Source organism: Tsukamurella tyrosinosolvens (genome assembly GCF_900104775.1).
Lineage (GTDB): Bacteria > Actinomycetota > Actinomycetes > Mycobacteriales > Mycobacteriaceae > Tsukamurella > Tsukamurella tyrosinosolvens.
The window spans coordinates 2,543,581-2,560,845 of sequence record NZ_FNSA01000003.1 but is presented as its reverse complement, the minus strand read 5'-3'; the positions used below and the strand labels follow the sequence as shown (position 1 = coordinate 2,560,845).

Below are 17,265 nucleotides of genomic sequence, written 5' to 3'. Positions count from 1 at the left end.
GAATCCGGCTGAGGTCGCGGCCCAGCACGTAGACGACTCCCACCCCGCGGTTGGGGCGATTGGCTGGGAAGGTATGCCCGCACGAGGGTCGACTTCGAACGCGACACGAAGTCGACCGGAGCTTCTTCGCTCGGCGGCACGCAATTCCGCGCCGCCGTCGACGGCGCCCGGCGTGAGGTCGCATAGTGCCCGCCATGAGCCTCATCGACAGCAACTGGAACGACTCCGTCGACAGCATCCGTGACACCAGCAGGCACTCCGGCATCGACATCGGCGAGGACCAGCTTCCCGGGGCCTACCTGGAGACCGACGGCGAGCTCACCGTCGGCGTCGTCGAGTACCTGCACTTCGCGACCGAGCGCGGAGACCTCAACGGACTCCTCACCGAGGAGAACTGGCTCACCGAGGAGGGACTCGCCAAGGCCGAGGCTGCGATGCGGAAGCTGCTCAAGGACGCCGGCGTGCCCGGGGCGGACACGCTGAGCGTCTCGGATCAGACCGGCGGCGACGAGCCCCACATCGACTTCTCGATCTTGATCCCGGCTGACAGCAACGCGACCGTGGGCCGTGTCTTCGACAACGTGGTGCACCCGTTCTGCGCGGTGGTGCAGAACGTCACCGATCCCGGGACGTTCGGATCCCCGTACCTCTGGAGCGAGGTGTCGCGATGAGCGGGTCGAAGGGACTCGTGCTGAGCAAGATCGAAACGCTGGGACTGGTGTTGCGGCAGGCGCGGGTGTGTACGCATGAGCTGCCGGACGAGATCTGGGACGCCTACGTGGACCTGCGGGAGACGGTCGAGCGGAGCGATTTGTGACGCGCGAGTACCTGGCCGGCGACCGAATCTCCGATCTCGAGCAGGTCTTCCACGGCACCGTCAGGGCGGTGCTCCCAGGCGACCCCGACCTGTACGAGGTCGACTGGGACGACCTCGGAGAGCCCGGCTCCACATCCGTAGAGCACGCCGACAACCTGCTGCCCGCCGGAAGCTGATCCAGAAGGAGAACCATGACCGTATACAACGTCCGGGCCAGCGTCATCGAGGACATCGAGGCGAACACCGCCGAGGCGGCGGTCGCCGAATTCCTGCGCCGGCTACGTGCGGCGAAGTTCGAGGTGTACGAGGACGCCCCCTACGACGTGCCGAGCGCGATCGAGCGCGACTGATCAGCACGATTCCCGCGAGCCAAAACTCGCACCGAGAAGGAGAACGACGTGGCGAACATTCACACAGGCCCGATGTGGTTGGTCTACCGGTCCGATACCGGAAAGTACTTCGCACAGCTGTGGGGCGAGGTCCCCACAGCTGGGGGCTTGATCGACCCCGACACCGGCGACGACCTGGAGGTAGTCGGCTGGACCACCAACGCTGACGACGCCGCAGCGTGGGCAGCGTAGTCCACACAGAACGGAGCAGAAATGGCCGAGATCCACGGAAACGAAGGTGCGCTGGTCGATCTGACCACTGGAAGCGTCCTCCGCGTCACCCCCGAGTCTGACATTCGGTGGGCGCCGCTGTTCCCGGCCCACCTTCCCGACGAGGACGCGCTCGGCTACGCGGAACTGCACGGCCGGCCCGTCCGCCGCGTCGAAGAGTAGTGATCGCGGTGCCGGCGCGCGTCAGCGGCGGCAACCTCATCGAATCAAGAAGCCCCAGAGATGGGGATCGCCGAAAGCGCAAGATCTAGGAGCACACCGTGACCGACACTTGGACGAACTCCGTTCCCCGCGAACTGGCAACGTGCTTGGAAGACCGTGGCGCCGAAGACGCCGCGCAGTGGCTCAAGGAGCACGAGAACGACGGCGAGGTGTGGGACCTGATCGGCGACCTGCTCGACCGCATCGAGTCCCTGGCCGCCGAGGAGTAGACGGTGGGCTGCACGAACTGGGACTTCCAGACCCACGGAGAGACCGGACTGACCCGGTCCGAGGATTCCGACGATGCGCCCTTTCGCACCGTCACGATCACCAACGACAGGGAAGAGATCGTCGAAGTGTCGGTGATCGGCCTTCCGGACGGCACCGCGAAGATCCTCATCACCGAAGACACCACAGCGACGATCACCATCGTCGACGAACGCTAGGAGCCCCATGCCCACGTACTGTTTCCGCGCCGAGGCCGGCTGCGACATCGACAACCTCTTCACCGCGCTCGACCTCGCGGGAATCGCCTGCGAGAAGCTCGCCTTCGACGAGGACGACGTGACCACCGGCGGCGAGTGCAACATCTCGGCGGCAGCGGACCTGGAGACCGTGCTCGACTGTGCCCGCCAGGTCGTGGACGGGCACGTCATCGTTCGCACGCTGCGGCCGGGGCGGTTTGAAGACCACGACATGGACGACGTTCGGAATGGATGACCATGGCCGACACCGTTTGGGAACTCACTGAGTACTTCGAAGACGCACCCGCCGAGACCACACTGTTCCACTCCGAAGCTGCCGCGCACGCGGATCTCGCCGCCCGAGCTCGCGACGGCGGACTCCCCGAGGAGTACTTCGACCCGTCCGACTCCGACACCGAGATCGCCATCACCATGCTGGCGTTCTGGCGCCAGGAGATGGTCCTGGAGCTGCGGGAGGTCGTCCGGTAGCGGGCGAGACCCCGAGCAGGCAGATGGACGCGGGCCAACCTGCGAGCTATTCTCTGATTTAGAGATTCGACAGGGAGGTGTGCGTGCATCGGACCACGCTCTTGCTCACTGCGCGCCGGCGCGCTCGCACGGTCCCGGCGGCCTGGTTCCGCTCGAACGTGCAGCCGGCCAACAGCGACTCCTGGGCTCAGGCCGAACTCCTGCTGGTCGATCCGCTCGAGAACCGGCGCGTCGCGGAGCTCGAGACCGAACTGAGCACCTCGGGCTTCGACAGGCCGGTCATCGTCGAACAGGACGCCTGGTGGCGCCCCGCGGTCCGCGTCGTCGACGGCATGCACCGCTCGATCGCCGCGATGCGGCTGGGCTTGGACATCCCGGTCCGCGTCGGCTACGACCCCGCCGCGGACTACGACCACAGCGACGTCTACCGGGTAACCGCTGAACCGCCTGCCGCAGACCTCATCGACGCGGTCCTCAGCTCGGCATCGTTCCGAAGCTCGACCGGCCACTGGATCCAGTGCGATACCGCGTCCGGCCGCGTCGATGGCCCTGTTTCCTTGTACCTTCCCCGTCACCCGGAGCTGCGGCCGACGATCGCCGCAGAGCTCCAGGAGCGGCTGCGTCAGGCGGGAGTCTTCGCCTCGGTCGAGTTCTTGGAGAGCCGGCAGAACGAATAGGGGAGTGGTGTCGCCGTGGGCGGGTCCGACTACAAGAAGCGCTTGAAGAACCTGATCGCCGCGGCAGAGAAGGAGAACTGGACCGTCAGCAAGACGGGCGGCGGCCACTGGAAGTTCGTGCCCGCGGACAAGACGAAGGACATCGTGCACGCCCCGGCGACATCGAGTGACCGGCGTGGGGTCGCGAACGTCGAGGCGGACCTGAAGCGCTCGGGGCTCGAGCTGTAGACGCGCCGCGCACCGCGGCTGTCAGCCCATCCCGCTACGGTCGCCCGCGTCTGAACCAGCCAACTACCAGGAGGAACTCTCATGGCTCTCCCCAACCTCACCGACGAGCAGCGCGCCGAGGCGCTCGCCAAGGCCGCCGCAGCCCGCACCGCGCGCGCCGCCCTGAAGTCGGACCTCAAGTCCGGCAAGGCCTCGTTCGCGGACGTGCTCGGGCGCAGCGGCGAACCCCTCGTCGCGAAGATGAAGGTGTCGGCCCTGCTCGAGTCCCTGCCGAAGTTCGGCAAGGTCCGTGTGGCCGAGCTGATGGACGAGCTCGGTATCGCGCCGACGCGGCGTGTGGCCGGCCTGGGCGAGCGCCAGCGCGCAGCGTTGCTCGAGAGGTTCGGGGGCTGAGGGTGGCTGCCCGCACCGCAGCGACGCTCACGAACACGAACGCGGATGTCTGGCACCTACGTTCGGTCGCCGGCCAGCAGCTCGCGGCGATCACGGGCTCGGAAGAACGTGTCCTTGGGCCCGCTTCCGCAGTGCTGGTCGCGGATCACGGCTACACGCCGGGGGAGTGGGCCCGCCGCGGGCCAGGTCGATACGCGTATGTGATCGACGACTGACCCCGACGCAACGAGAAGTGCCCGCGACCTTGAAGGTTGCGGGCACTTCTCGTTCTCCTCGACCTAGTCGACCTGCTCGACCAGCATGTTGTCGCGGAGGGATTCCCACTCGCCGACGCTGAAGTCGTTCGGGTTCAGGCCGGCGATGTAGGTCTCGACGGCTTCTTCCGCGTCGGAGGCGATCACCGCGTCGTCGGAGAGGGCCTTGTCGACCAGGTTGTCGATGCGGAACTTCGGCATAGCTGTTCTCCCAGCGTTCGTCGGGGTGCACGCAGGCCTCGTGCAACTGCTCGTAGGTCAGGCCGCCATGAGCGTCCTCGTAGTCCTGCGCGGCCGCACGAGCTGCGGCCGCAGTCGGATACGTGCCCACGTGCACGCCCCCGTCGATCTCGTCGAGGTACTCGTCGCGGGCGATGAGTTCGACACCCCAGTCGTCCGGACCGCGGTTCTGGCCGAGAGACCAGAAGCCGTGTCCGGAGATGGTCGTGGCGCCGTTCTGGTCTCCTTCGTCGTTGTGGGGCTCGTCCCACACGATCATCGGCATCGCCCGCTCTATCCGAGCGCCTGCTTGCGGCGCTCCTCCTCGGCGGTGACGGCTTCCTTCTTCCGTTCCGCCTCGTCGGTGACGGCCTGCTTGCGGGCCTCCTTCTCCTCGGGGGTTCCGGGACCCTCGGAGATCCGCGTGCGCTCGGCGAGCGCATCGTCGGAGATCTTGGTCCGCTCGGCGATGGCCTCGTCGGAGATGCGGATGCGCTCGGCTTCGGTGCTCATGGTGATTCCTTTCGGTGTGGTGATGGGGTCATCGGTGTGGTGCGGTCTACCAGGCGTTCCGGACGTCGAAGGTGATGTCCCAGCCGGAGTCGACACCGCCGCCGGCGCCGCGACGCTCGACCGACACCGCCGCGGCGGCCGTGCGCTCGTTCGCGGTCGCGAACACGTACTGGCGCGCCAGGTCCGCCGCCGAGTCGGCGTCGCTGAGGGAAGGCGCTGCGGAGAGGGAGACGCTGTTGGCGCCCCACCGGATGCGGTCGGCGGAGCCGGAGGGCGTGCAGAGGATCTGCACCTTGAGCAGAGGCATGTGGGCCCTTCTTGAGTTCAGTGTCGTGATGGCCGGCGCGTTCACTGTCCGTCGCTGGACCACACGAGTTCGCCGTCACGATCGGCGGAGACGGCCTTCCAGTCGTCCCCCAGTTCCAGCTCGTGGCTGCACTCGTTGCAGAGGCGCTGGTAGCTCTCGGATTCGGCCGCGGCGATCGCTGCTTCGACGCTGTCGGCCTCCACCTCGATCACGCACTCGGCGTGGGTCTGCAGGGAGACGGTGAATGTGTGCGGCATGTTCGTTCCTTGCTGACCGGTCACGCCGAAGCGTTGACGTCGAAGTGGATGTCCTGTGGGCCGTCGTCGGTGTACTGGACGGCGGTGCCGTTCTCGATGACGGGATCGCCGCCGGCCTTGCGGATCTGCTTGGCGATCTTCTCGAGCCAGGTCGCGAGCGCCTGAGCGTCATCGGGCCCGTTGGTGGACGCGTGGATCTCGAGGTTCATCATGAGTTGTACACCCCCGTCCAGAAGGTGAAGACCTCTTCGCTGCCGTCGCTGATCACCGGAAGGCCCGCTTCGAGAAGCGCCTGGTTGATCACACCCGGGATCCACTCCAACTCGTCGGAGTCCCACTCGGCCTTCGACCCGAGGCCGGCAGCGATACTCGCGATCGCGGCTCGGCACTGCTCGGGGTGCGCCGCGAGGGCTTCGGCGACTGCGGCCCAGTTGGGCTTGATGTCAGCCATGGCTCGTCCTTTCGTGTGGGTTCGTGCGTCGGCTACCCGCGCTGCTCGCGGACCGTGCGCCAGAAGGTCATGTCGGGACCTGCGTCCCCGTTGATCGGAGGTAGCCCCCACGATCGAGCCAGCGGGTCCAGTACGGTGCCGATGTCGCACGCCGCGCTGGCATTCCAGTCGCGGGAGCCGAGGACGGACAGCACGCGAGCGAGGGCAGTCGCCGCCTGTTCGGGGTCGCTCGCGATCGCCTGGGCGACTGCCTCACGCGTCGGGGGCCCGGCGCTCATCGGATGCCTTTCGTCGGGGGAGAGAGCTCGCTGTCGGAGGCGAGGTCGAACGTCACGATCCATCGCGGGTCGGATGTCTCGCCGGCCCAGGCGACTTCCGTGGCTGCCGCGGCGGTGGCTTCGGCGCTGTCGAGGCCGAACTCGCGTGCGAGGGTGGTCGCGGCCTGACCAGCGGCGTCGCTGTCCCAGACCCCGGGGTGTCGGTCCTTTCGCGCGAGCATGACGTCTGCCCGGCCGGCACGCGAGATGCGCACGGCCTCCGAGAAGTCGGGCTCGAACTTGTCGAGCTCCAGGTGAACTTCCACGTGCACGTGGCCCATCACGCGACCCGCTCGAAGGTCACGATCCACTCGCGCCGGCTCGGGTCGAGGCGCGCGTTCAGCGGAGCGAGCGCGGCGCGCTCCTTCGCGGTGGCGAAGGCCGTCTTCTTCGCGACCTCGACGGCGCCGCTCTCGCCCACGACCGGAACCTGGCTGGTGGCGGAGAAGCCGACGCGCGTTGCCGGCGCGAGAACGCGCCGTACGAGTCCTTCTGCGGTGAGCTGCAGCGTGACATCGACCGTGTTCACGCGGCGGCTCCCTCGGCGGTGCTGACGATGACCTGCCGGTGCGCGTCGTCGACGGCGAGATTCAGCTCGTGCGCGAACTCGCCAGCGGCGATCTCCAGCGCCGACTCAGGGTCGTCCGCCTCGAAGGAGAGCTCACGCGGGCTGTCCGGGTGCGTTGCGTGGAAGATCATGAGCGGAAGTCCCCGCCCGCATCGACGACGCGCGCGACGGTCGCCCATGCGAACTCGACGTCGACGAGCGGACCCCCGTCGGTGGTGGACACGGACGCGAAGTCGTTCCGTGCGCCGCCGATCGAGGCGGGACGACCGTCGAGAGTGATGCCGGCGGTCTGCACGAGTGCTCGACGTTCGGCGAGGCTGATCTGGGGCATGGGGACTCCTCCGGGAGCGGGACCGTTCGCCGGACTGTGCCAGTTGCGGCGCAGTCCGGACGCATGCGGCGCGGTCGCTACGCGTACGCGGCTGGGATCTTCGCGCCGGTGTGGTCGTCGATCAGATCGTGGTCCTCGTAGTTGACCTGGTAGCCGACGATGAACCACTGACGGTCCGCCTCATCGGTGAAGTCGACCTGGTCGATTTCGGCGATGACCGTATCGATTCCGAGGGCGCCGCCGTCAGCGGTGATGAAGTACACGTTGCTCTCGTAGCCGCCGGAGTTGAAGCCGTAGATGATCTCCACGGCGCCGCCGCACTCTTCCAAGAGCTCCGCGATCTTCGAGTGGGCCAGGTTGGTGCTCCGGATGCTCATGCTGCCTCCGACTGGGTCTCGCGCACGACGATCGCGTCCGCGACGTCGGCCAGGGTGGTGTCCGCGGTGGCGAGACCCTGCACTCGCAGGGTGGTGATGACTGCGGTCGACCCGACGACACGGGCGTCCGAAGGGTCGGCGGCGTCGGTGCACCAGGAACCGGGCAGTTGAGGGTGGCTGATCTCGTATCGGGGCATAGCGGGAATCTGGCACGGACGCGCGTACTCGCATGGCCGCGGCGCGCTCGACGGGGCGCCTCACGGCTTTCCTTGCGTCCACTTCAGGGGACGCGACACTTGCAGGTCAGAATGGTCGAAATGAGCACGAGCCCGTCACCCTGGACAGGTGACGGGCTCGATGGACTAGCGGTCAGTAGCCGGGAACGCCCTTGAACGTCTTAGCTCGCTGCAGGTCCGAGAGGCGCACGTGCCGCACACCCGGAATGCCTCCGGGCCCGTCGTAGCCGAGGTCGAGCGAGAACTCGATCTGCTCGCCCAGGATCAGAGCGTCGGCCGGCCCATTCCAATCGTGCGATGCGAGGTACTTGCGGATCCGCCCGAACCCGGGCAGGCGCTTGCTCACGGCATCCGGCGAGCCGAAGGTCGCGCGGTGTTCGATTGGGAACACGTGCTGCAGCTTCGAGTCGGAGTCGGTTCCGGCGTAGTCGATCTCGTCGATGAGCTGCTGACGTGCGAAGCGGGTCGATCGCAGGTAGATCCCGTACTCCAGCATCATCGTGAGCGCGCCGTCCGCGCTGCTGGGGACGATGCCCACGACGTCGGTTCGGTAGCCCCGCTTCGGCCGAAGGGCCGCGTAAGCAGGGTCCGTCCACAGTTGGTTGCCGTCTCGGTTCGCCTCCGCGTGCAGCGTCCTGGCCTGCCGCTCGCCCAGACCCAGGTCGGCGAGGTCACGCGGGAGGTACGGGTGCGTGCCCAGCTGGGTGACGAGGCTGGCGCGGGAGTGCACCAGCCGATCCTGGGCCGAGGTGAAGTCCTCGACCATCTGAGAGAGGTTGGGGGTGGGCATGGTTGATCCTTCCGGTGGCCCCGGCCCGGGCGCGTTGGCCCGGGCCGGGGGAGGGCGGCGGATGCTGTGGTTGGTCAGAACGACCCGCGCCGTCCGCCGGCGACGGGATCGGCTTCGACACTAACACACGGCTTGGCGACGAAGCGTCAGTAAGCCGGTCTCGAATGGGATCGTCCCACGAAAAGGACGCGACACGCGCAGGTAGACAGGCGTCTCGCACGCTTCGAGCACGGCGTCGCGGTGGCCGGACTAGTCGTCGAAGAGCTCGGTCACCGCGGCGACCGGAAGGTCGAGTCGGAGCATGTTCTTGCGTGTGGTGCTGCCGTTGCAGTCCAGGCCGGTGATCGCGGTGGTGAAGCCGTCTCCGCGCATCTCGCCGTCGTAGCGGTGGTGGTAGTGCCCGTGAAAGAGGCGGCTCGGCTGCACCGCGTCGACGACCTTGCGCACCTGGGATCGGCCGTAGTCGGCGTCGGAGGCGATGATCGGTGGCAGAGCGATCCCGTTGACGGACAGCCACTGATCGAGCTCCGATACGCCGCGCGGGGCGTCGTGGCAGATCATGATGTCGGCCGGCCCGCCGGCGATCGCCTCCTCGACGTCCAGATCCGAGATGACCTCGTCCGGCCACCAGTCGACGCCGGCAACTCGCAGGTCCCGGTCGATCGACGGGGCCCCACCGAGCGCCAACCAGGTCTGCCCCTTCCACTGCCACCGGAAGCCGGCCGGCAGGTGGACGATGTGCGGACGGATGATCTGAACCCCGTCTGTGACCGGCCACGCAGCGAGCTCCGGCTGCCACTCGTGGTTGCCCCTGATCCAGAAGAGGGGGAGGCCGTATCGCTCGAGCACCTTCTCCAGCGCGTCGAGGTACGCCTGGCCACCGCCGCCGGGCCAGAAGCCGAAGTCGCCGAGCTGGACGAGCGCGTCGACCGGCCGGTAGTCCATCAGCCGGTCGATGGCGTGCTTGGCCCACTTCCCGGCGCCGTGCCAGTCGCCGGCGACGCCGACGGAGGTGGGCTCGGGGAACCCTGCGATGGTGCTGGTGGGGGTCACGACGTTCCTCTCGCGAATCGGGGGTGCGAACGTTGGGGCCAGGTGCAGTCGGGTGCACTCAGAGATACGCCGAGGCGACCTCGTCGGCCTTCGCATACGCCGACGAGCGGTCCGCCACGTTCACCGCGGAGCGCACCTTGCCGGTCTCCTCCTCCCACACGATCACGCGCCAGCTGCCGCCCGACTTTGCCTCTCCGAGCGTGACCTGCAGCAGTGTCTCATCCGGGTCACTGTCGGAGAGCCGGTGCGCAGTGAACGCGCTGCCGGCGAAGTGGAGCTTCTCGAAATCGTTGAAGTGCACGGGCTTCTTCCTCTGTTCGTAGGTGGCGCGGGGGTCTACGCGCTGTAGTCGCGCACGGTCTCGTGCTTCGTCGCCGTGTAGGTCACACGGACGACCTTCCCGCTGATCGCTTCCGCCTCGCGCTCGGCGATGTCGAGGTCGTCCTCATCGTGGTTCGAGTCGAAGCTTCCGTCGGGCCCGTAGACCTCGAATGCGGTCAGCTCGATGATGCCGTCGCTCATGGTGTTGCCTCTCCTCGTCGTTCGCAGGTATTGATCGGACGTGTTCGGGGTGCCGCTAGGACAACCACGCGCTGGCCAGCGCCAGCGCGTCGTCGGCGCTGGCCATCTTCGGATCGGCCGAGAGGTCCCAGTCCTGGTCGCCGAAGATGTGGATGGTGGTGACGACGAACGTGCGGCCAGCGTCGTCGACGGTGTCCTCGATGAGGACCGCTCGGTCACCCAGTTCATGGACGAGATCCCAGTGGCCCGAGAGTGAGGGTGTGCAGCCCGGAACGGCGCGGGCGACCGCGGCGATCAGCTGGTCGCGCTCGTCTGTCATGACGCCTGCTCGCGGAAGGTGGAGAAGTCCGCGGCGATGCGTTCCACCGCCGCGAGATACGTCGTCGGGTCGGCGTGCTCGTAGACCGTGACCATGCCACTGGCGTCCTCTCGGACTACCCAGTAGGCCTCATGCGCGCGGCCGGGGACCGTCCCTTCGAGCGCAGGGTCGGCGGTGTCGATGTAGCCGAGCGGGTAGTAGATCCCGCCCCACGACGCGAGCTCGCCGATCGGATCGACTCCCTCGAGGGTGGTTGCGAGGCGGAAGAGCACCTCGTCCCGTGGCGACTCGAATCGACTCACGTCAACCACTCCTCGACGTTCTGGAACGTTCCGCTGGCGTTGTCGTAGAGACTTCCCGGCTCGCGCGCCCACGTGCCGGTCTCGATGCTGCGGCGGAGGCGGACGAGCTCGTATTCGTGCCAGCCCTCGGATTCGCCGCAGTCCTCGATGATCACCGCGAAGCTCCCCCGCTGGAAGCGGGCCACGTCGACCTTCATGACTTCGGGGATTTCCGCGGCGATGCGCCCGAGCAGCTGACCGAACTCGTCGCTCACGCTGCACCCTGCTCGAACTCGGCGTACGCCTTCTCGTGGGCGGCGAAGGCGTGCTCGTAGCCGGCCGCTGAGGAATACATCGACGTGGTCACGAAACCGCGGCTGTCTTCGCAGACGATCACCCAGGCGTGGTCGGGGAAGTCGCCGGCTCGGTCGCCGAGGTCGGAGCGGTCGATGCGGCCGAGGCCGGTGAAGTGGAAACCCCATGTGAGGACGTCTCCCGTCACCTCGCCGGTGCCGTCGAGACACAGCTCGTACAGAGCCTCGTCGCGATCGCTGTTGAACTTGCTCACGGTGGCGCTCCTCCTGGTCGATGCGGGCGGGCAGAACGTACTCGCCCGACTGATGTCTGCCCGCGTACGGCGCGCGCCTCTGATCGATGTTGCTACTCTCCAAAATAGAGATTACAGTGATTCTCGAATAGGCGGTACTGCAACCCGCTTCAGCGAAAGAGGTCACATGAGTTCCACAATCTGGTCGGTCGTCCTCGTCCTGGCAGGCGTCTCGGCGATCGTCTACAGCCGACGAGTGGCTCGCACGGCCGCCGCAGCCGACTCCGAGTTCCAGGCACGGAAGGCCGACGAAGCGGATCGGAGGTACCTCGACAGGGACCTCATCGAGCAGGGCGAGGCGCTCGTGCGTGCGCTGCAGAACAAGCGGGTCGCTTCGAGGATCTTCCTCGGAATCGGTTCGCTGACGACCGTGCTGGGTCTGCTGATCCTCACCTCGTCCTGCGTGACGGTGGTCAGCACGAAGAACATCGGTGTTGTCACCACCTTCGGCAAGCCCAGCCGGTACCTCGACAACGGCGTCCACCTCAAGCTCCCGTGGCAGAACGTCACCGAGCTCGACGGCGCCATCCAGACGCAGAACTACGTCGACGAGGGCGACAAGAAGGAAGCGATCACCGCTCGACTCGGCAACAACTCAACCGCCCGCGTCGACGCCACCGTCGTCTGGCGTATCAAGCCCGAGGCGGCGCCGAGCCTCTTCCAGGACTACCGCGGCTTCGACAACATCCGCGACAACCTCGTCACGCGCGAATTCACCGCCGCCCTGAACGACACCCTGGCCAGCTACAACCCGCTCGCGCTTCCGGGCGAGGGCGACGGAGCACAGAACGCGAAGAACGCCCAGACCGTCCTCGACAAGCTCCGCATCAAGGTCGGAGACCGCGTCGAGGTGCTCGGCGTGAACATCCCGGTGATCCACTTCGATGCCCGCACTCAGGACTCGATCAACCAGCGCATGACCGAGATCAATAACACGCAGGTCGCACAGCAGCGGCAGAAGACCGCCGAGGCCGAAGCTCAGGCCAACCGCATCCTGGCCGACTCGGTGCGAGATCCGAACGTGCTCGCTAGCAAGTGCCTCGACATCGTCCGCGAGAAGGGCGGGTCCGTTCTCGGATGCATCCCGCTCGGCGGCAGCGTGATCGCCAACCCGAAGTAGGACGCGGACATGTCGACTCGGAAGCGTCCCGCGGCGATCCTCCTCGCACTCGCGCTCACGCCGAGTGCGTGCGGGCCCCGGCTCCGCGCGTCCAAGGCAACCGCATGAACGACGAACGCATCGGCGCGCCGTGGTGGTTGGTGGCGCTGGTCTGCTTCGCCACGTCGCTCGTGACTGGACTCGCTGTCTGGCTCTTCACGCCGAAGTCGTCGCCAGCATCTGTGGCGGCGCCGCCGGTCACGGTGACGCAGACGGTCGGTGTGACGGTGACCGCGACGAGCACCCCGCCGAGCGCTCCGGCGAAGCCCTCTGGTCCGCAGTGGGTGGTTCGCTCGCCGGCGGGCCTCGCGTGCGTCTTCGATGACAACGCAGTCACCTGCTCGGGCGCGTTCGCTTCGGGCGCGACGGGTTACGTCTGGACGGCGGGGACCGCGGAGGCTGTCGCAGTGTCGGGATCGCTGAACCCGCCGGGTCCCGGCATCGAGCTCAAGTACGGCGACCAACGCACGGCCGGTCCCTGGAGCGTGACGATGGAGCGCTCCGGCGCCACCTTCGAGCACAAGCCGACCGGCTCCCGTGCGGTGTTCAGCAAGGCCGGCGTCACCGTGTCGTAGGGGCGACTGGAGTCGATCGGGCAGCGAGACTGCGCCCCGCGCGGCCGACGAACACAGCGATGACAGGAAAGCCCCGACTGGGGAACTTGACGAGAAGGAGGTAGTGGCGATGGGCGACCCTTGGGGCTGGACGTCGGTCCCGGTCTGCGGAGTCTGCGGCCGGGACATGGGTGGTACGGAGATCGACCACACCCCGTGCTTCGACCGAGGACGCAAGCGCGTGGAGCTCCGCGCCTCCCCGGATCGACGGATGGACTTCCGGGTGCGCCGCCTCGCATTCGATGGCGGTCAGGATCCGGCGCTGCCGGTCGAAGGCACCGGCCCGTGGGATGTCTGCCTGCAGGACGACGGCCAGACGCTCAGGCTGTTTCGCATCATCGACAAGCCGTCGGAGCCTGCTGACCGAACGGAGGAGGCGACGTGACCTTCCTACTGATCCTGCTCATCGTCTCTGCGGCCGCGGCCGGTATCGCCAGCGGCCGACGCATCGCGCAGCCCATGAAGGAGGTCCGCGCGCGCGTCTGGATTCCGGCAGCCATCGGCGTGGCATTGCTCGGGGTGCAGTCCATGGCCGTCAAGGCCGCCGGAACCAGTGGCGCCTCGCACCTTCTCGCGGGGCTGGCGCTCGCCGGCATCGTGTACTCGCTCGCCTGCGCGGCGACCGGCCACATCTGCGAGTTGATCGAACTGGCCCGCAAGGCACCTCCCGAGGAGGAATCCGACGACGGGGAGCCCAGTACGGGAACCGGGGGAGAGGCTGCCGCATCGTGACCTCGGACGGGCCGGCCTTCAACCTCAGCGCGTTGCTCGCGTCCCAGCGCTCGGAGCTCCCAGCCGAGCTCACGCGGCGCGTGCACCCGGGGGTTCTGGCGTCCGAGGTCGACGATGCGTTCACCCGCCGGGAGCGTCGAGAACTTGCCAAGGCGCTGCTCGCCGTATGGCCGAGTACGAGCCCGTACTCGCCGAGCGCTTTCGGGGCTGCACAGGTGTACGAGCGTCGAAACTCCGGATGGCTCGTCGACTCCGACGCCCGCACCGCGCACCTGGCGGCGCTGCGAAAGGTGTCCGAGACCAGTCCGGAGCTGCAGGAACTGCTTCGCCGTGCGGAGCAGATCGCCAGCGGGCTGTGGCGCACAAAGACTGTCAGACTGCGGTGGTGGAGCCCGGTCCAGGAGTGGGTCGCTCTGGCGGTGGTGGAGTCGAACCCTTTGCTCTGGGAAGACGCGCACACCGGCAGGATCTTCTGGACAGCAGCCGTCAACGAAGCCCTCTGCACCATGGACCGGGTAAGCGACACAGGTGTCCAGAATCTGGATACCGCCTCGCCACGATTCCGGGTCGCGAGCGGAGAGCGGCGAGCGGCGCAGCAAGTCATGAGCGCAGTTCAACGGCCGGCCCTGCGGTGGATACCGTCCATCGTCGTGGTGGTGGCGGTGATCATGGTGGTGGTGACAGTCCTCAGCGGCCACCTGGTCTTGGCGACCTATGCGGCTCCGGGACTGGTGTCGATGCTCGCGATGTTCGCTTCGCAATCACGCGACCGGCATCCCCGTTGGGTCTACGGGGACCCACGGCGCCAGCGCGACGGGACTCTCCCCGGGGATCGCCGGCGCTCGGTCACCCGAGCCGTGAACGAATTCCTCGAGCAGCACGCCGAGGGGGCATGGACCACAAGCCCCGAAGCGCCGCTGCCGCCGCAACCTTCCACGAATCTGACGGCACTCGACGCTGCGCCCGAACCCGGCACCTTCCTCGGGGCGGACGGAGTGTTCGACACCTTCAACGCCGTGGCAGCGGACGCACTTGGCCGAGGCGCTTCCTCCGGCTCGTCGAGGACGCCGCCCAGACGCGTGCCGATCGCACCTGGCGAGGACCGCGGTCGCCCGGCATCGGGCGATGGGTTCAAAACGCCGCCGCCGAACGATCCGCTGTACGCGGGCGCGCCGACGGAGTGGGACCGCGCGGCCGACCTGTGGAAGCGCACGGGGGAGCTTCTCGAGGGGCGCGAGGTTCCCTCGCAGGATCAGCCCGCGCGCGGTCGCCCGGAACCGCAACACGGTGTCGGTCTGGCCGCGCGAGCTGCGGCCATCCGCGGCGGGCTTGCCGATCTCGATCAGGAATGGCTCCGCTACCTCGTCAACACCGAGGAGCTCTTCCTCACGATGCCCCGTCTTCGGGACGACGACTGGCCGCCGACGAAGGCGTACCGCGAAGCCATGGCGGACCTCGGCGAGGCCGTCGAGACCCTGGACTCGCAGCTGGACGAGGCCTTCGTGTCAGCTGGTGAGGCGGCGCTACACGCCGCCGAAGACGCATGGCACGACGCGCGGATCGCGGCCGCCGATGCTGCTGACGCCTCACTGCCCCCGCGTGAGCAACGAGCACTGCGCCGCGCCGCGAACCACATCACGGTGCTCGAGAACCCCAACCTGCCCCGGGCGATGCGCGACGAGCGATTGCGCCAGTTGCGCGCCGAGCTCGATCGCCTGGAGACCGTGCCGATCAGCTTCGAGCAGGTCATGGAGATGCCGAAGCTGGAAACGGTGCGCCGCCTTGCGCTGGAAGCCGCGCCGACTTCCGACAAGAAGGGAGCCCCGAATGACATCGAAGACTGAACTCGAGTTGTGGAGCCCCGCCGAGCCGCCCCACGCAGTGCGGAGCTCCATCAAGCCTCCTCACCGGGAGCAGAAGCGCCCCGGAGACCTGTTCATCGGCGACATGGGCGCCAGCAAGCGCTTCGTCATGCGCGCCGTGGGCGCCATCTTCGGGACTTACGGATGGGCGCTCAACAAGACGGAACTCGTGCACTACTGGACCCCGCCGGCCACCGCGACCCCAAGTGAGATCGCCGCTGCGAGGAACTATGTCCATCGGTACCTGTACGGCGACCCCGGCCCGTGGACGGCCGCCGACTTTGAGCATCGCGCCGCCCCGGAGACGGACTTCGATGGCTAGGCCGCGGTCGAAGTACGCGATCATCGACCGCGTAGCGATCCTCGCAGGTGCACTGCTGGGCGTCGCGGCCGGCGGCATGTTCGCTCTGCCGTTGCTCTGGTGGGCCCACAATCTCGAGCGTGGACCTGAACCGAAGACGATCCCGCTCAGCGACTTCCACACGCCGGAGCAACTCGCTGATGAGGTTTCCAAGAGCGCCGGCACCCGCATCGAGACCGGTCCCGGTTGGTGGTCCGTCGAGGTCACGCAGCCGGTGACGGGACCGTTCGGCGAGACCGTGCCCTGCCGGCGGTACGTCCGAACGATCGCCGACGGCAAGACGCAGGTGGTGCCCGGCGACTGGCGCTACTCCGCGGACGGCGCGCGGACCTGCCGCTACCCAGCCTCGGCCGAGGCGCCTTCGTGAGTCCGTGGGTAGCCGCACTCGGACTCTCGCTGCTGCTGATGTTCACGGTCGGGATGTGGTGCGGGCGAGAGCGCGCCCGACGACTGACGAGACAAGGCGTGGTCACGAGCATCGTTGCAGGATGGCTCGCCCTCGTCGGAGCCGCGATGAGTGCGGGAACAGCGCTGACCTTCTGGACCTACGCCGCGGCGCTCTCGTCCATATCCGCGGCGCACCTGCTCGCTTTCGTGGTCGGGGATGCCCTCCACGTGAAGGGCGCCCGCGAGCTCATGACGGGAGGGCGCAGGCCGATGTAGCGGGGGCCAAACCTACACTGGGAGGGTGTTCGTGCTGGTTGTGATCCTCGCCCTGGCCGCCGTGGCGGCTGTCATCGTGGGTGGCGCCGGGCTCGCCGGCCGCCTCCCGGAGAACGGCTTCGTGGGGGTCCGCACCGAACAGACCCTGTCCGACCCGCTGCTCTGGCGCACCGCCAACCGCGTCGCCGGGCCGAGCCTGGTGGCCGCGGGCGTCATCTTCGGTGTCGCCGCGCTGATCGGTCCCGCAATGGACGCACCCTGGTCGTTCGTCGCCGTCAGCGTCGCCGTGATCGCGGGCGTGCTCCTGGCCGGCTTCGGCGCGCTGCAGGGTGCCCGGGCGGCGTCGATCCAGGCGCGGCTGCAGATGCCCGACGCCACCTGCTGCAGCGCGGACGAGCCGGGCGGGCAGTGCGGGGACAGCGCACCGTCGGACGACCCCGCGGCGGATTGCGGTGTGACCGGCGGCTGTGGCGCGTGCGCCCTCAAGGGCATGTGTGACCACGAAGCGCACCCCGCGTAGACGACACACCGGTCCGCGCGAATCTTCCGGTTCGACAAGTCTCTAAAATAGAGAGTATTGTCA

Annotated in this window: 43 protein-coding genes; 22 read left to right on the top strand and 21 right to left on the bottom strand. The window is 67.7% G+C overall.

What is annotated here, in order from left to right:
* Positions 1 to 194 precede the first annotated feature (194 nt).
* The 13 genes from BLW32_RS27085 (at position 195) to mihF (ending at position 3,889) form a co-directional block, all read left to right on the top strand.
* Entirely contained in the window at positions 195 to 671 is a 477-nt protein-coding gene (locus tag BLW32_RS27085) for a hypothetical protein (protein WP_068741771.1), read from the top strand.
* Positions 668 to 817 (top strand): hypothetical protein, encoded by a 150-nt coding sequence (locus BLW32_RS27575; protein WP_156486408.1) that lies wholly within the window; start codon positions 668 to 670, stop codon positions 815 to 817. The genes BLW32_RS27085 and BLW32_RS27575 overlap by 4 nt, the downstream gene beginning before the upstream one ends.
* The gene (locus BLW32_RS13940) at positions 814 to 993 is read left to right on the top strand and encodes a hypothetical protein (RefSeq protein ID WP_068741772.1); all 180 of its coding nucleotides are present in this window, start codon (positions 814 to 816) and stop codon (positions 991 to 993) included. The genes BLW32_RS27575 and BLW32_RS13940 overlap by 4 nt, the downstream gene beginning before the upstream one ends.
* A gap of 15 nt (positions 994 to 1,008) precedes the next feature.
* The gene (locus BLW32_RS27570) at positions 1,009 to 1,167 is read left to right on the top strand and encodes a hypothetical protein (RefSeq protein ID WP_156486409.1); all 159 of its coding nucleotides are present in this window, start codon (positions 1,009 to 1,011) and stop codon (positions 1,165 to 1,167) included.
* A 48-nt stretch (positions 1,168 to 1,215) separates the two neighbouring features.
* Positions 1,216 to 1,398, top strand: coding sequence for a hypothetical protein (locus tag BLW32_RS27080; protein ID WP_139286161.1), 183 nt, complete (start codon positions 1,216 to 1,218; stop codon positions 1,396 to 1,398).
* A 21-nt stretch (positions 1,399 to 1,419) separates the two neighbouring features.
* Positions 1,420 to 1,599: a hypothetical protein gene (locus tag BLW32_RS13935; protein WP_068741773.1), complete on the top strand. Its 180-nt coding sequence runs from the start codon at positions 1,420 to 1,422 to the stop codon at positions 1,597 to 1,599.
* A gap of 98 nt (positions 1,600 to 1,697) precedes the next feature.
* Positions 1,698 to 1,868 (top strand): hypothetical protein, encoded by a 171-nt coding sequence (locus BLW32_RS27565; protein WP_156486410.1) that lies wholly within the window; start codon positions 1,698 to 1,700, stop codon positions 1,866 to 1,868.
* Positions 1,869 to 1,871: 3 nt separating this feature from the next.
* Positions 1,872 to 2,084, top strand: a complete 213-nt coding sequence (locus BLW32_RS13930; protein ID WP_068741774.1) for a hypothetical protein — start codon at positions 1,872 to 1,874, stop codon at positions 2,082 to 2,084.
* Positions 2,085 to 2,091: 7 nt separating this feature from the next.
* Complete coding sequence (locus BLW32_RS13925; RefSeq protein WP_068741775.1) at positions 2,092 to 2,358, top strand: hypothetical protein; 267 nt, start codon at positions 2,092 to 2,094, stop codon at positions 2,356 to 2,358.
* A gap of 2 nt (positions 2,359 to 2,360) precedes the next feature.
* The gene (locus BLW32_RS13920) at positions 2,361 to 2,591 is read left to right on the top strand and encodes a hypothetical protein (RefSeq protein WP_068741776.1); all 231 of its coding nucleotides are present in this window, start codon (positions 2,361 to 2,363) and stop codon (positions 2,589 to 2,591) included.
* An 83-nt stretch (positions 2,592 to 2,674) separates the two neighbouring features.
* Positions 2,675 to 3,268: a ParB N-terminal domain-containing protein gene (locus tag BLW32_RS13915; protein ID WP_170181050.1), complete on the top strand. Its 594-nt coding sequence runs from the start codon at positions 2,675 to 2,677 to the stop codon at positions 3,266 to 3,268.
* A gap of 15 nt (positions 3,269 to 3,283) precedes the next feature.
* A complete protein-coding gene (locus tag BLW32_RS13910) occupies positions 3,284 to 3,496 on the top strand; it encodes a hypothetical protein (protein ID WP_068741778.1) in 213 nt (70 codons plus the stop codon).
* An 81-nt stretch (positions 3,497 to 3,577) separates the two neighbouring features.
* Positions 3,578 to 3,889, top strand: coding sequence for an integration host factor, actinobacterial type (gene mihF, locus BLW32_RS13905; RefSeq protein ID WP_068741779.1), 312 nt, complete (start codon positions 3,578 to 3,580; stop codon positions 3,887 to 3,889).
* 278 nt (positions 3,890 to 4,167) lie between these two features.
* Here mihF and BLW32_RS27560 read toward each other — a convergent pair whose 3' ends face one another.
* From BLW32_RS27560 to BLW32_RS13805, 21 genes are all read right to left on the bottom strand, one after another.
* Complete coding sequence (locus BLW32_RS27560) at positions 4,168 to 4,344, bottom strand: hypothetical protein (RefSeq protein ID WP_156486411.1); 177 nt, start codon at positions 4,342 to 4,344, stop codon at positions 4,168 to 4,170.
* A gap of 312 nt (positions 4,345 to 4,656) precedes the next feature.
* Entirely contained in the window at positions 4,657 to 4,875 is a 219-nt protein-coding gene (locus BLW32_RS13895) for a hypothetical protein (RefSeq protein ID WP_068741780.1), read from the bottom strand.
* Positions 4,876 to 4,921: 46 nt separating this feature from the next.
* Entirely contained in the window at positions 4,922 to 5,182 is a 261-nt protein-coding gene (locus tag BLW32_RS13890; RefSeq protein WP_068741781.1) for a hypothetical protein, read from the bottom strand.
* Positions 5,183 to 5,223: 41 nt separating this feature from the next.
* Entirely contained in the window at positions 5,224 to 5,439 is a 216-nt protein-coding gene (locus tag BLW32_RS13885; RefSeq protein WP_068741782.1) for a hypothetical protein, read from the bottom strand.
* Between the two features lie 20 nt (positions 5,440 to 5,459).
* Positions 5,460 to 5,651: a hypothetical protein gene (locus BLW32_RS13880; protein WP_074850575.1), complete on the bottom strand. Its 192-nt coding sequence runs from the start codon at positions 5,649 to 5,651 to the stop codon at positions 5,460 to 5,462.
* Positions 5,648 to 5,890: a hypothetical protein gene (locus tag BLW32_RS13875; RefSeq protein ID WP_068741784.1), complete on the bottom strand. Its 243-nt coding sequence runs from the start codon at positions 5,888 to 5,890 to the stop codon at positions 5,648 to 5,650. Before BLW32_RS13875 ends, BLW32_RS13880 begins: the two co-directional genes overlap by 4 nt.
* A 32-nt stretch (positions 5,891 to 5,922) precedes the next feature.
* The gene (locus BLW32_RS13870; protein ID WP_068741785.1) at positions 5,923 to 6,168 is read right to left on the bottom strand and encodes a hypothetical protein; all 246 of its coding nucleotides are present in this window, start codon (positions 6,166 to 6,168) and stop codon (positions 5,923 to 5,925) included.
* Positions 6,165 to 6,488 (bottom strand): hypothetical protein, encoded by a 324-nt coding sequence (locus tag BLW32_RS13865; RefSeq protein ID WP_068741786.1) that lies wholly within the window; start codon positions 6,486 to 6,488, stop codon positions 6,165 to 6,167. The genes BLW32_RS13870 and BLW32_RS13865 overlap by 4 nt, the downstream gene beginning before the upstream one ends.
* A complete protein-coding gene (locus tag BLW32_RS13860) occupies positions 6,488 to 6,736 on the bottom strand; it encodes a hypothetical protein (protein WP_068741787.1) in 249 nt (82 codons plus the stop codon). The genes BLW32_RS13865 and BLW32_RS13860 overlap by 1 nt, the downstream gene beginning before the upstream one ends.
* Positions 6,733 to 6,906, bottom strand: coding sequence for a hypothetical protein (locus BLW32_RS27555; protein ID WP_156486412.1), 174 nt, complete (start codon positions 6,904 to 6,906; stop codon positions 6,733 to 6,735). Before BLW32_RS27555 ends, BLW32_RS13860 begins: the two co-directional genes overlap by 4 nt.
* Positions 6,903 to 7,106, bottom strand: coding sequence for a hypothetical protein (locus tag BLW32_RS13855; protein WP_068741788.1), 204 nt, complete (start codon positions 7,104 to 7,106; stop codon positions 6,903 to 6,905). The genes BLW32_RS27555 and BLW32_RS13855 overlap by 4 nt, the downstream gene beginning before the upstream one ends.
* Before the next feature lie 77 nt (positions 7,107 to 7,183).
* Positions 7,184 to 7,483, bottom strand: coding sequence for a hypothetical protein (locus BLW32_RS13850; RefSeq protein ID WP_068741789.1), 300 nt, complete (start codon positions 7,481 to 7,483; stop codon positions 7,184 to 7,186).
* Positions 7,480 to 7,680 (bottom strand): hypothetical protein, encoded by a 201-nt coding sequence (locus BLW32_RS13845; RefSeq protein ID WP_068741790.1) that lies wholly within the window; start codon positions 7,678 to 7,680, stop codon positions 7,480 to 7,482. Before BLW32_RS13845 ends, BLW32_RS13850 begins: the two co-directional genes overlap by 4 nt.
* Positions 7,681 to 7,852: 172 nt before the next feature.
* Positions 7,853 to 8,509 carry a hypothetical protein gene (locus BLW32_RS13840; protein WP_139286159.1) on the bottom strand — a complete coding sequence of 219 codons (657 nt, stop codon included), beginning with the start codon at positions 8,507 to 8,509 and terminating at the stop codon, positions 7,853 to 7,855.
* A 249-nt stretch (positions 8,510 to 8,758) separates the two neighbouring features.
* Positions 8,759 to 9,562, bottom strand: coding sequence for a metallophosphoesterase family protein (locus tag BLW32_RS13835; protein ID WP_068741792.1), 804 nt, complete (start codon positions 9,560 to 9,562; stop codon positions 8,759 to 8,761).
* 58 nt (positions 9,563 to 9,620) lie between these two features.
* On the bottom strand, positions 9,621 to 9,863 hold the full coding sequence (locus BLW32_RS13830) for a hypothetical protein (protein ID WP_068741793.1): 243 nt from the start codon (positions 9,861 to 9,863) through the stop codon (positions 9,621 to 9,623).
* Positions 9,864 to 9,898: 35 nt separating this feature from the next.
* Positions 9,899 to 10,084 carry a hypothetical protein gene (locus BLW32_RS13825; protein WP_068741794.1) on the bottom strand — a complete coding sequence of 62 codons (186 nt, stop codon included), beginning with the start codon at positions 10,082 to 10,084 and terminating at the stop codon, positions 9,899 to 9,901.
* A 55-nt stretch (positions 10,085 to 10,139) separates the two neighbouring features.
* Positions 10,140 to 10,403, bottom strand: a complete 264-nt coding sequence (locus tag BLW32_RS13820) for a hypothetical protein (RefSeq protein ID WP_068741795.1) — start codon at positions 10,401 to 10,403, stop codon at positions 10,140 to 10,142.
* Entirely contained in the window at positions 10,400 to 10,705 is a 306-nt protein-coding gene (locus BLW32_RS13815) for a hypothetical protein (RefSeq protein ID WP_139286158.1), read from the bottom strand. The genes BLW32_RS13820 and BLW32_RS13815 overlap by 4 nt, the downstream gene beginning before the upstream one ends.
* On the bottom strand, positions 10,702 to 10,959 hold the full coding sequence (locus BLW32_RS13810) for a hypothetical protein (RefSeq protein ID WP_068741797.1): 258 nt from the start codon (positions 10,957 to 10,959) through the stop codon (positions 10,702 to 10,704). The genes BLW32_RS13815 and BLW32_RS13810 overlap by 4 nt, the downstream gene beginning before the upstream one ends.
* Positions 10,956 to 11,252: a hypothetical protein gene (locus BLW32_RS13805; RefSeq protein ID WP_068741798.1), complete on the bottom strand. Its 297-nt coding sequence runs from the start codon at positions 11,250 to 11,252 to the stop codon at positions 10,956 to 10,958. Before BLW32_RS13805 ends, BLW32_RS13810 begins: the two co-directional genes overlap by 4 nt.
* A gap of 166 nt (positions 11,253 to 11,418) precedes the next feature.
* On the opposite strand from BLW32_RS13805, the gene BLW32_RS13800 reads away from it, so the two are divergent.
* The 9 genes from BLW32_RS13800 (at position 11,419) to BLW32_RS13755 (ending at position 17,202) form a co-directional block, all read left to right on the top strand.
* On the top strand, positions 11,419 to 12,411 hold the full coding sequence (locus BLW32_RS13800) for an SPFH domain-containing protein (RefSeq protein WP_068741799.1): 993 nt from the start codon (positions 11,419 to 11,421) through the stop codon (positions 12,409 to 12,411).
* Positions 12,412 to 12,515: 104 nt separating this feature from the next.
* Entirely contained in the window at positions 12,516 to 13,025 is a 510-nt protein-coding gene (locus BLW32_RS13790; protein ID WP_068741800.1) for a hypothetical protein, read from the top strand.
* 103 nt (positions 13,026 to 13,128) lie between these two features.
* On the top strand, positions 13,129 to 13,449 hold the full coding sequence (locus BLW32_RS13785) for a hypothetical protein (protein WP_068741801.1): 321 nt from the start codon (positions 13,129 to 13,131) through the stop codon (positions 13,447 to 13,449).
* Positions 13,446 to 13,796: a hypothetical protein gene (locus BLW32_RS13780; protein WP_068741802.1), complete on the top strand. Its 351-nt coding sequence runs from the start codon at positions 13,446 to 13,448 to the stop codon at positions 13,794 to 13,796. Before BLW32_RS13785 ends, BLW32_RS13780 begins: the two co-directional genes overlap by 4 nt.
* Complete coding sequence (locus BLW32_RS13775) at positions 13,793 to 15,640, top strand: hypothetical protein (RefSeq protein WP_068741803.1); 1,848 nt, start codon at positions 13,793 to 13,795, stop codon at positions 15,638 to 15,640. The genes BLW32_RS13780 and BLW32_RS13775 overlap by 4 nt, the downstream gene beginning before the upstream one ends.
* Positions 15,624 to 15,980, top strand: coding sequence for a hypothetical protein (locus tag BLW32_RS13770; RefSeq protein WP_139286157.1), 357 nt, complete (start codon positions 15,624 to 15,626; stop codon positions 15,978 to 15,980). The genes BLW32_RS13775 and BLW32_RS13770 overlap by 17 nt, the downstream gene beginning before the upstream one ends.
* Positions 15,973 to 16,386, top strand: a complete 414-nt coding sequence (locus BLW32_RS13765) for a hypothetical protein (RefSeq protein WP_068741805.1) — start codon at positions 15,973 to 15,975, stop codon at positions 16,384 to 16,386. Before BLW32_RS13770 ends, BLW32_RS13765 begins: the two co-directional genes overlap by 8 nt.
* 146 nt (positions 16,387 to 16,532) lie before the next feature.
* A complete protein-coding gene (locus BLW32_RS27550) occupies positions 16,533 to 16,682 on the top strand; it encodes a hypothetical protein (protein WP_156486413.1) in 150 nt (49 codons plus the stop codon).
* A gap of 25 nt (positions 16,683 to 16,707) precedes the next feature.
* Positions 16,708 to 17,202, top strand: coding sequence for an SdpI family protein (locus BLW32_RS13755; protein ID WP_068741807.1), 495 nt, complete (start codon positions 16,708 to 16,710; stop codon positions 17,200 to 17,202).
* Positions 17,203 to 17,265 lie beyond the last annotated feature (63 nt).

Coding starts and splice junctions, on each gene's coding strand:
- BLW32_RS13895 (WP_068741780.1), bottom strand. CDS start 4,875: ATGAGCACCGAAGCCGAGCGCATCCGCATCTCCGACGAGGCCATCGCC.
- mihF (WP_068741779.1), top strand. CDS start 3,578: ATGGCTCTCCCCAACCTCACCGACGAGCAGCGCGCCGAGGCGCTCGCC.
- BLW32_RS13790 (WP_068741800.1), top strand. CDS start 12,516: ATGAACGACGAACGCATCGGCGCGCCGTGGTGGTTGGTGGCGCTGGTC.
- BLW32_RS13840 (WP_139286159.1), bottom strand. CDS start 8,509: ATGCCCACCCCCAACCTCTCTCAGATGGTCGAGGACTTCACCTCGGCC.
- BLW32_RS13920 (WP_068741776.1), top strand. CDS start 2,361: ATGGCCGACACCGTTTGGGAACTCACTGAGTACTTCGAAGACGCACCC.
- BLW32_RS13875 (WP_068741784.1), bottom strand. CDS start 5,890: ATGGCTGACATCAAGCCCAACTGGGCCGCAGTCGCCGAAGCCCTCGCG.
- BLW32_RS13800 (WP_068741799.1), top strand. CDS start 11,419: ATGAGTTCCACAATCTGGTCGGTCGTCCTCGTCCTGGCAGGCGTCTCG.
- BLW32_RS13855 (WP_068741788.1), bottom strand. CDS start 7,106: ATGCCCCAGATCAGCCTCGCCGAACGTCGAGCACTCGTGCAGACCGCC.
- BLW32_RS13890 (WP_068741781.1), bottom strand. CDS start 5,182: ATGCCTCTGCTCAAGGTGCAGATCCTCTGCACGCCCTCCGGCTCCGCC.
- BLW32_RS27085 (WP_068741771.1), top strand. CDS start 195: ATGAGCCTCATCGACAGCAACTGGAACGACTCCGTCGACAGCATCCGT.
- BLW32_RS13770 (WP_139286157.1), top strand. CDS start 15,624: ATGACATCGAAGACTGAACTCGAGTTGTGGAGCCCCGCCGAGCCGCCC.
- BLW32_RS13865 (WP_068741786.1), bottom strand. CDS start 6,488: ATGGGCCACGTGCACGTGGAAGTTCACCTGGAGCTCGACAAGTTCGAG.
- BLW32_RS27555 (WP_156486412.1), bottom strand. CDS start 6,906: ATGATCTTCCACGCAACGCACCCGGACAGCCCGCGTGAGCTCTCCTTC.
- BLW32_RS13925 (WP_068741775.1), top strand. CDS start 2,092: ATGCCCACGTACTGTTTCCGCGCCGAGGCCGGCTGCGACATCGACAAC.
- BLW32_RS13870 (WP_068741785.1), bottom strand. CDS start 6,168: ATGAGCGCCGGGCCCCCGACGCGTGAGGCAGTCGCCCAGGCGATCGCG.
- BLW32_RS13935 (WP_068741773.1), top strand. CDS start 1,420: ATGGCCGAGATCCACGGAAACGAAGGTGCGCTGGTCGATCTGACCACT.
- BLW32_RS13820 (WP_068741795.1), bottom strand. CDS start 10,403: ATGACAGACGAGCGCGACCAGCTGATCGCCGCGGTCGCCCGCGCCGTT.
- BLW32_RS13825 (WP_068741794.1), bottom strand. CDS start 10,084: ATGAGCGACGGCATCATCGAGCTGACCGCATTCGAGGTCTACGGGCCC.
- BLW32_RS27550 (WP_156486413.1), top strand. CDS start 16,533: ATGAGTGCGGGAACAGCGCTGACCTTCTGGACCTACGCCGCGGCGCTC.
- BLW32_RS27575 (WP_156486408.1), top strand. CDS start 668: ATGAGCGGGTCGAAGGGACTCGTGCTGAGCAAGATCGAAACGCTGGGA.
- BLW32_RS13850 (WP_068741789.1), bottom strand. CDS start 7,483: ATGAGCATCCGGAGCACCAACCTGGCCCACTCGAAGATCGCGGAGCTC.
- BLW32_RS13845 (WP_068741790.1), bottom strand. CDS start 7,680: ATGCCCCGATACGAGATCAGCCACCCTCAACTGCCCGGTTCCTGGTGC.
- BLW32_RS13880 (WP_074850575.1), bottom strand. CDS start 5,651: ATGATGAACCTCGAGATCCACGCGTCCACCAACGGGCCCGATGACGCT.
- BLW32_RS27570 (WP_156486409.1), top strand. CDS start 1,009: ATGACCGTATACAACGTCCGGGCCAGCGTCATCGAGGACATCGAGGCG.
- BLW32_RS27560 (WP_156486411.1), bottom strand. CDS start 4,344: ATGCCGAAGTTCCGCATCGACAACCTGGTCGACAAGGCCCTCTCCGAC.
- BLW32_RS13765 (WP_068741805.1), top strand. CDS start 15,973: ATGGCTAGGCCGCGGTCGAAGTACGCGATCATCGACCGCGTAGCGATC.
- BLW32_RS13885 (WP_068741782.1), bottom strand. CDS start 5,439: ATGCCGCACACATTCACCGTCTCCCTGCAGACCCACGCCGAGTGCGTG.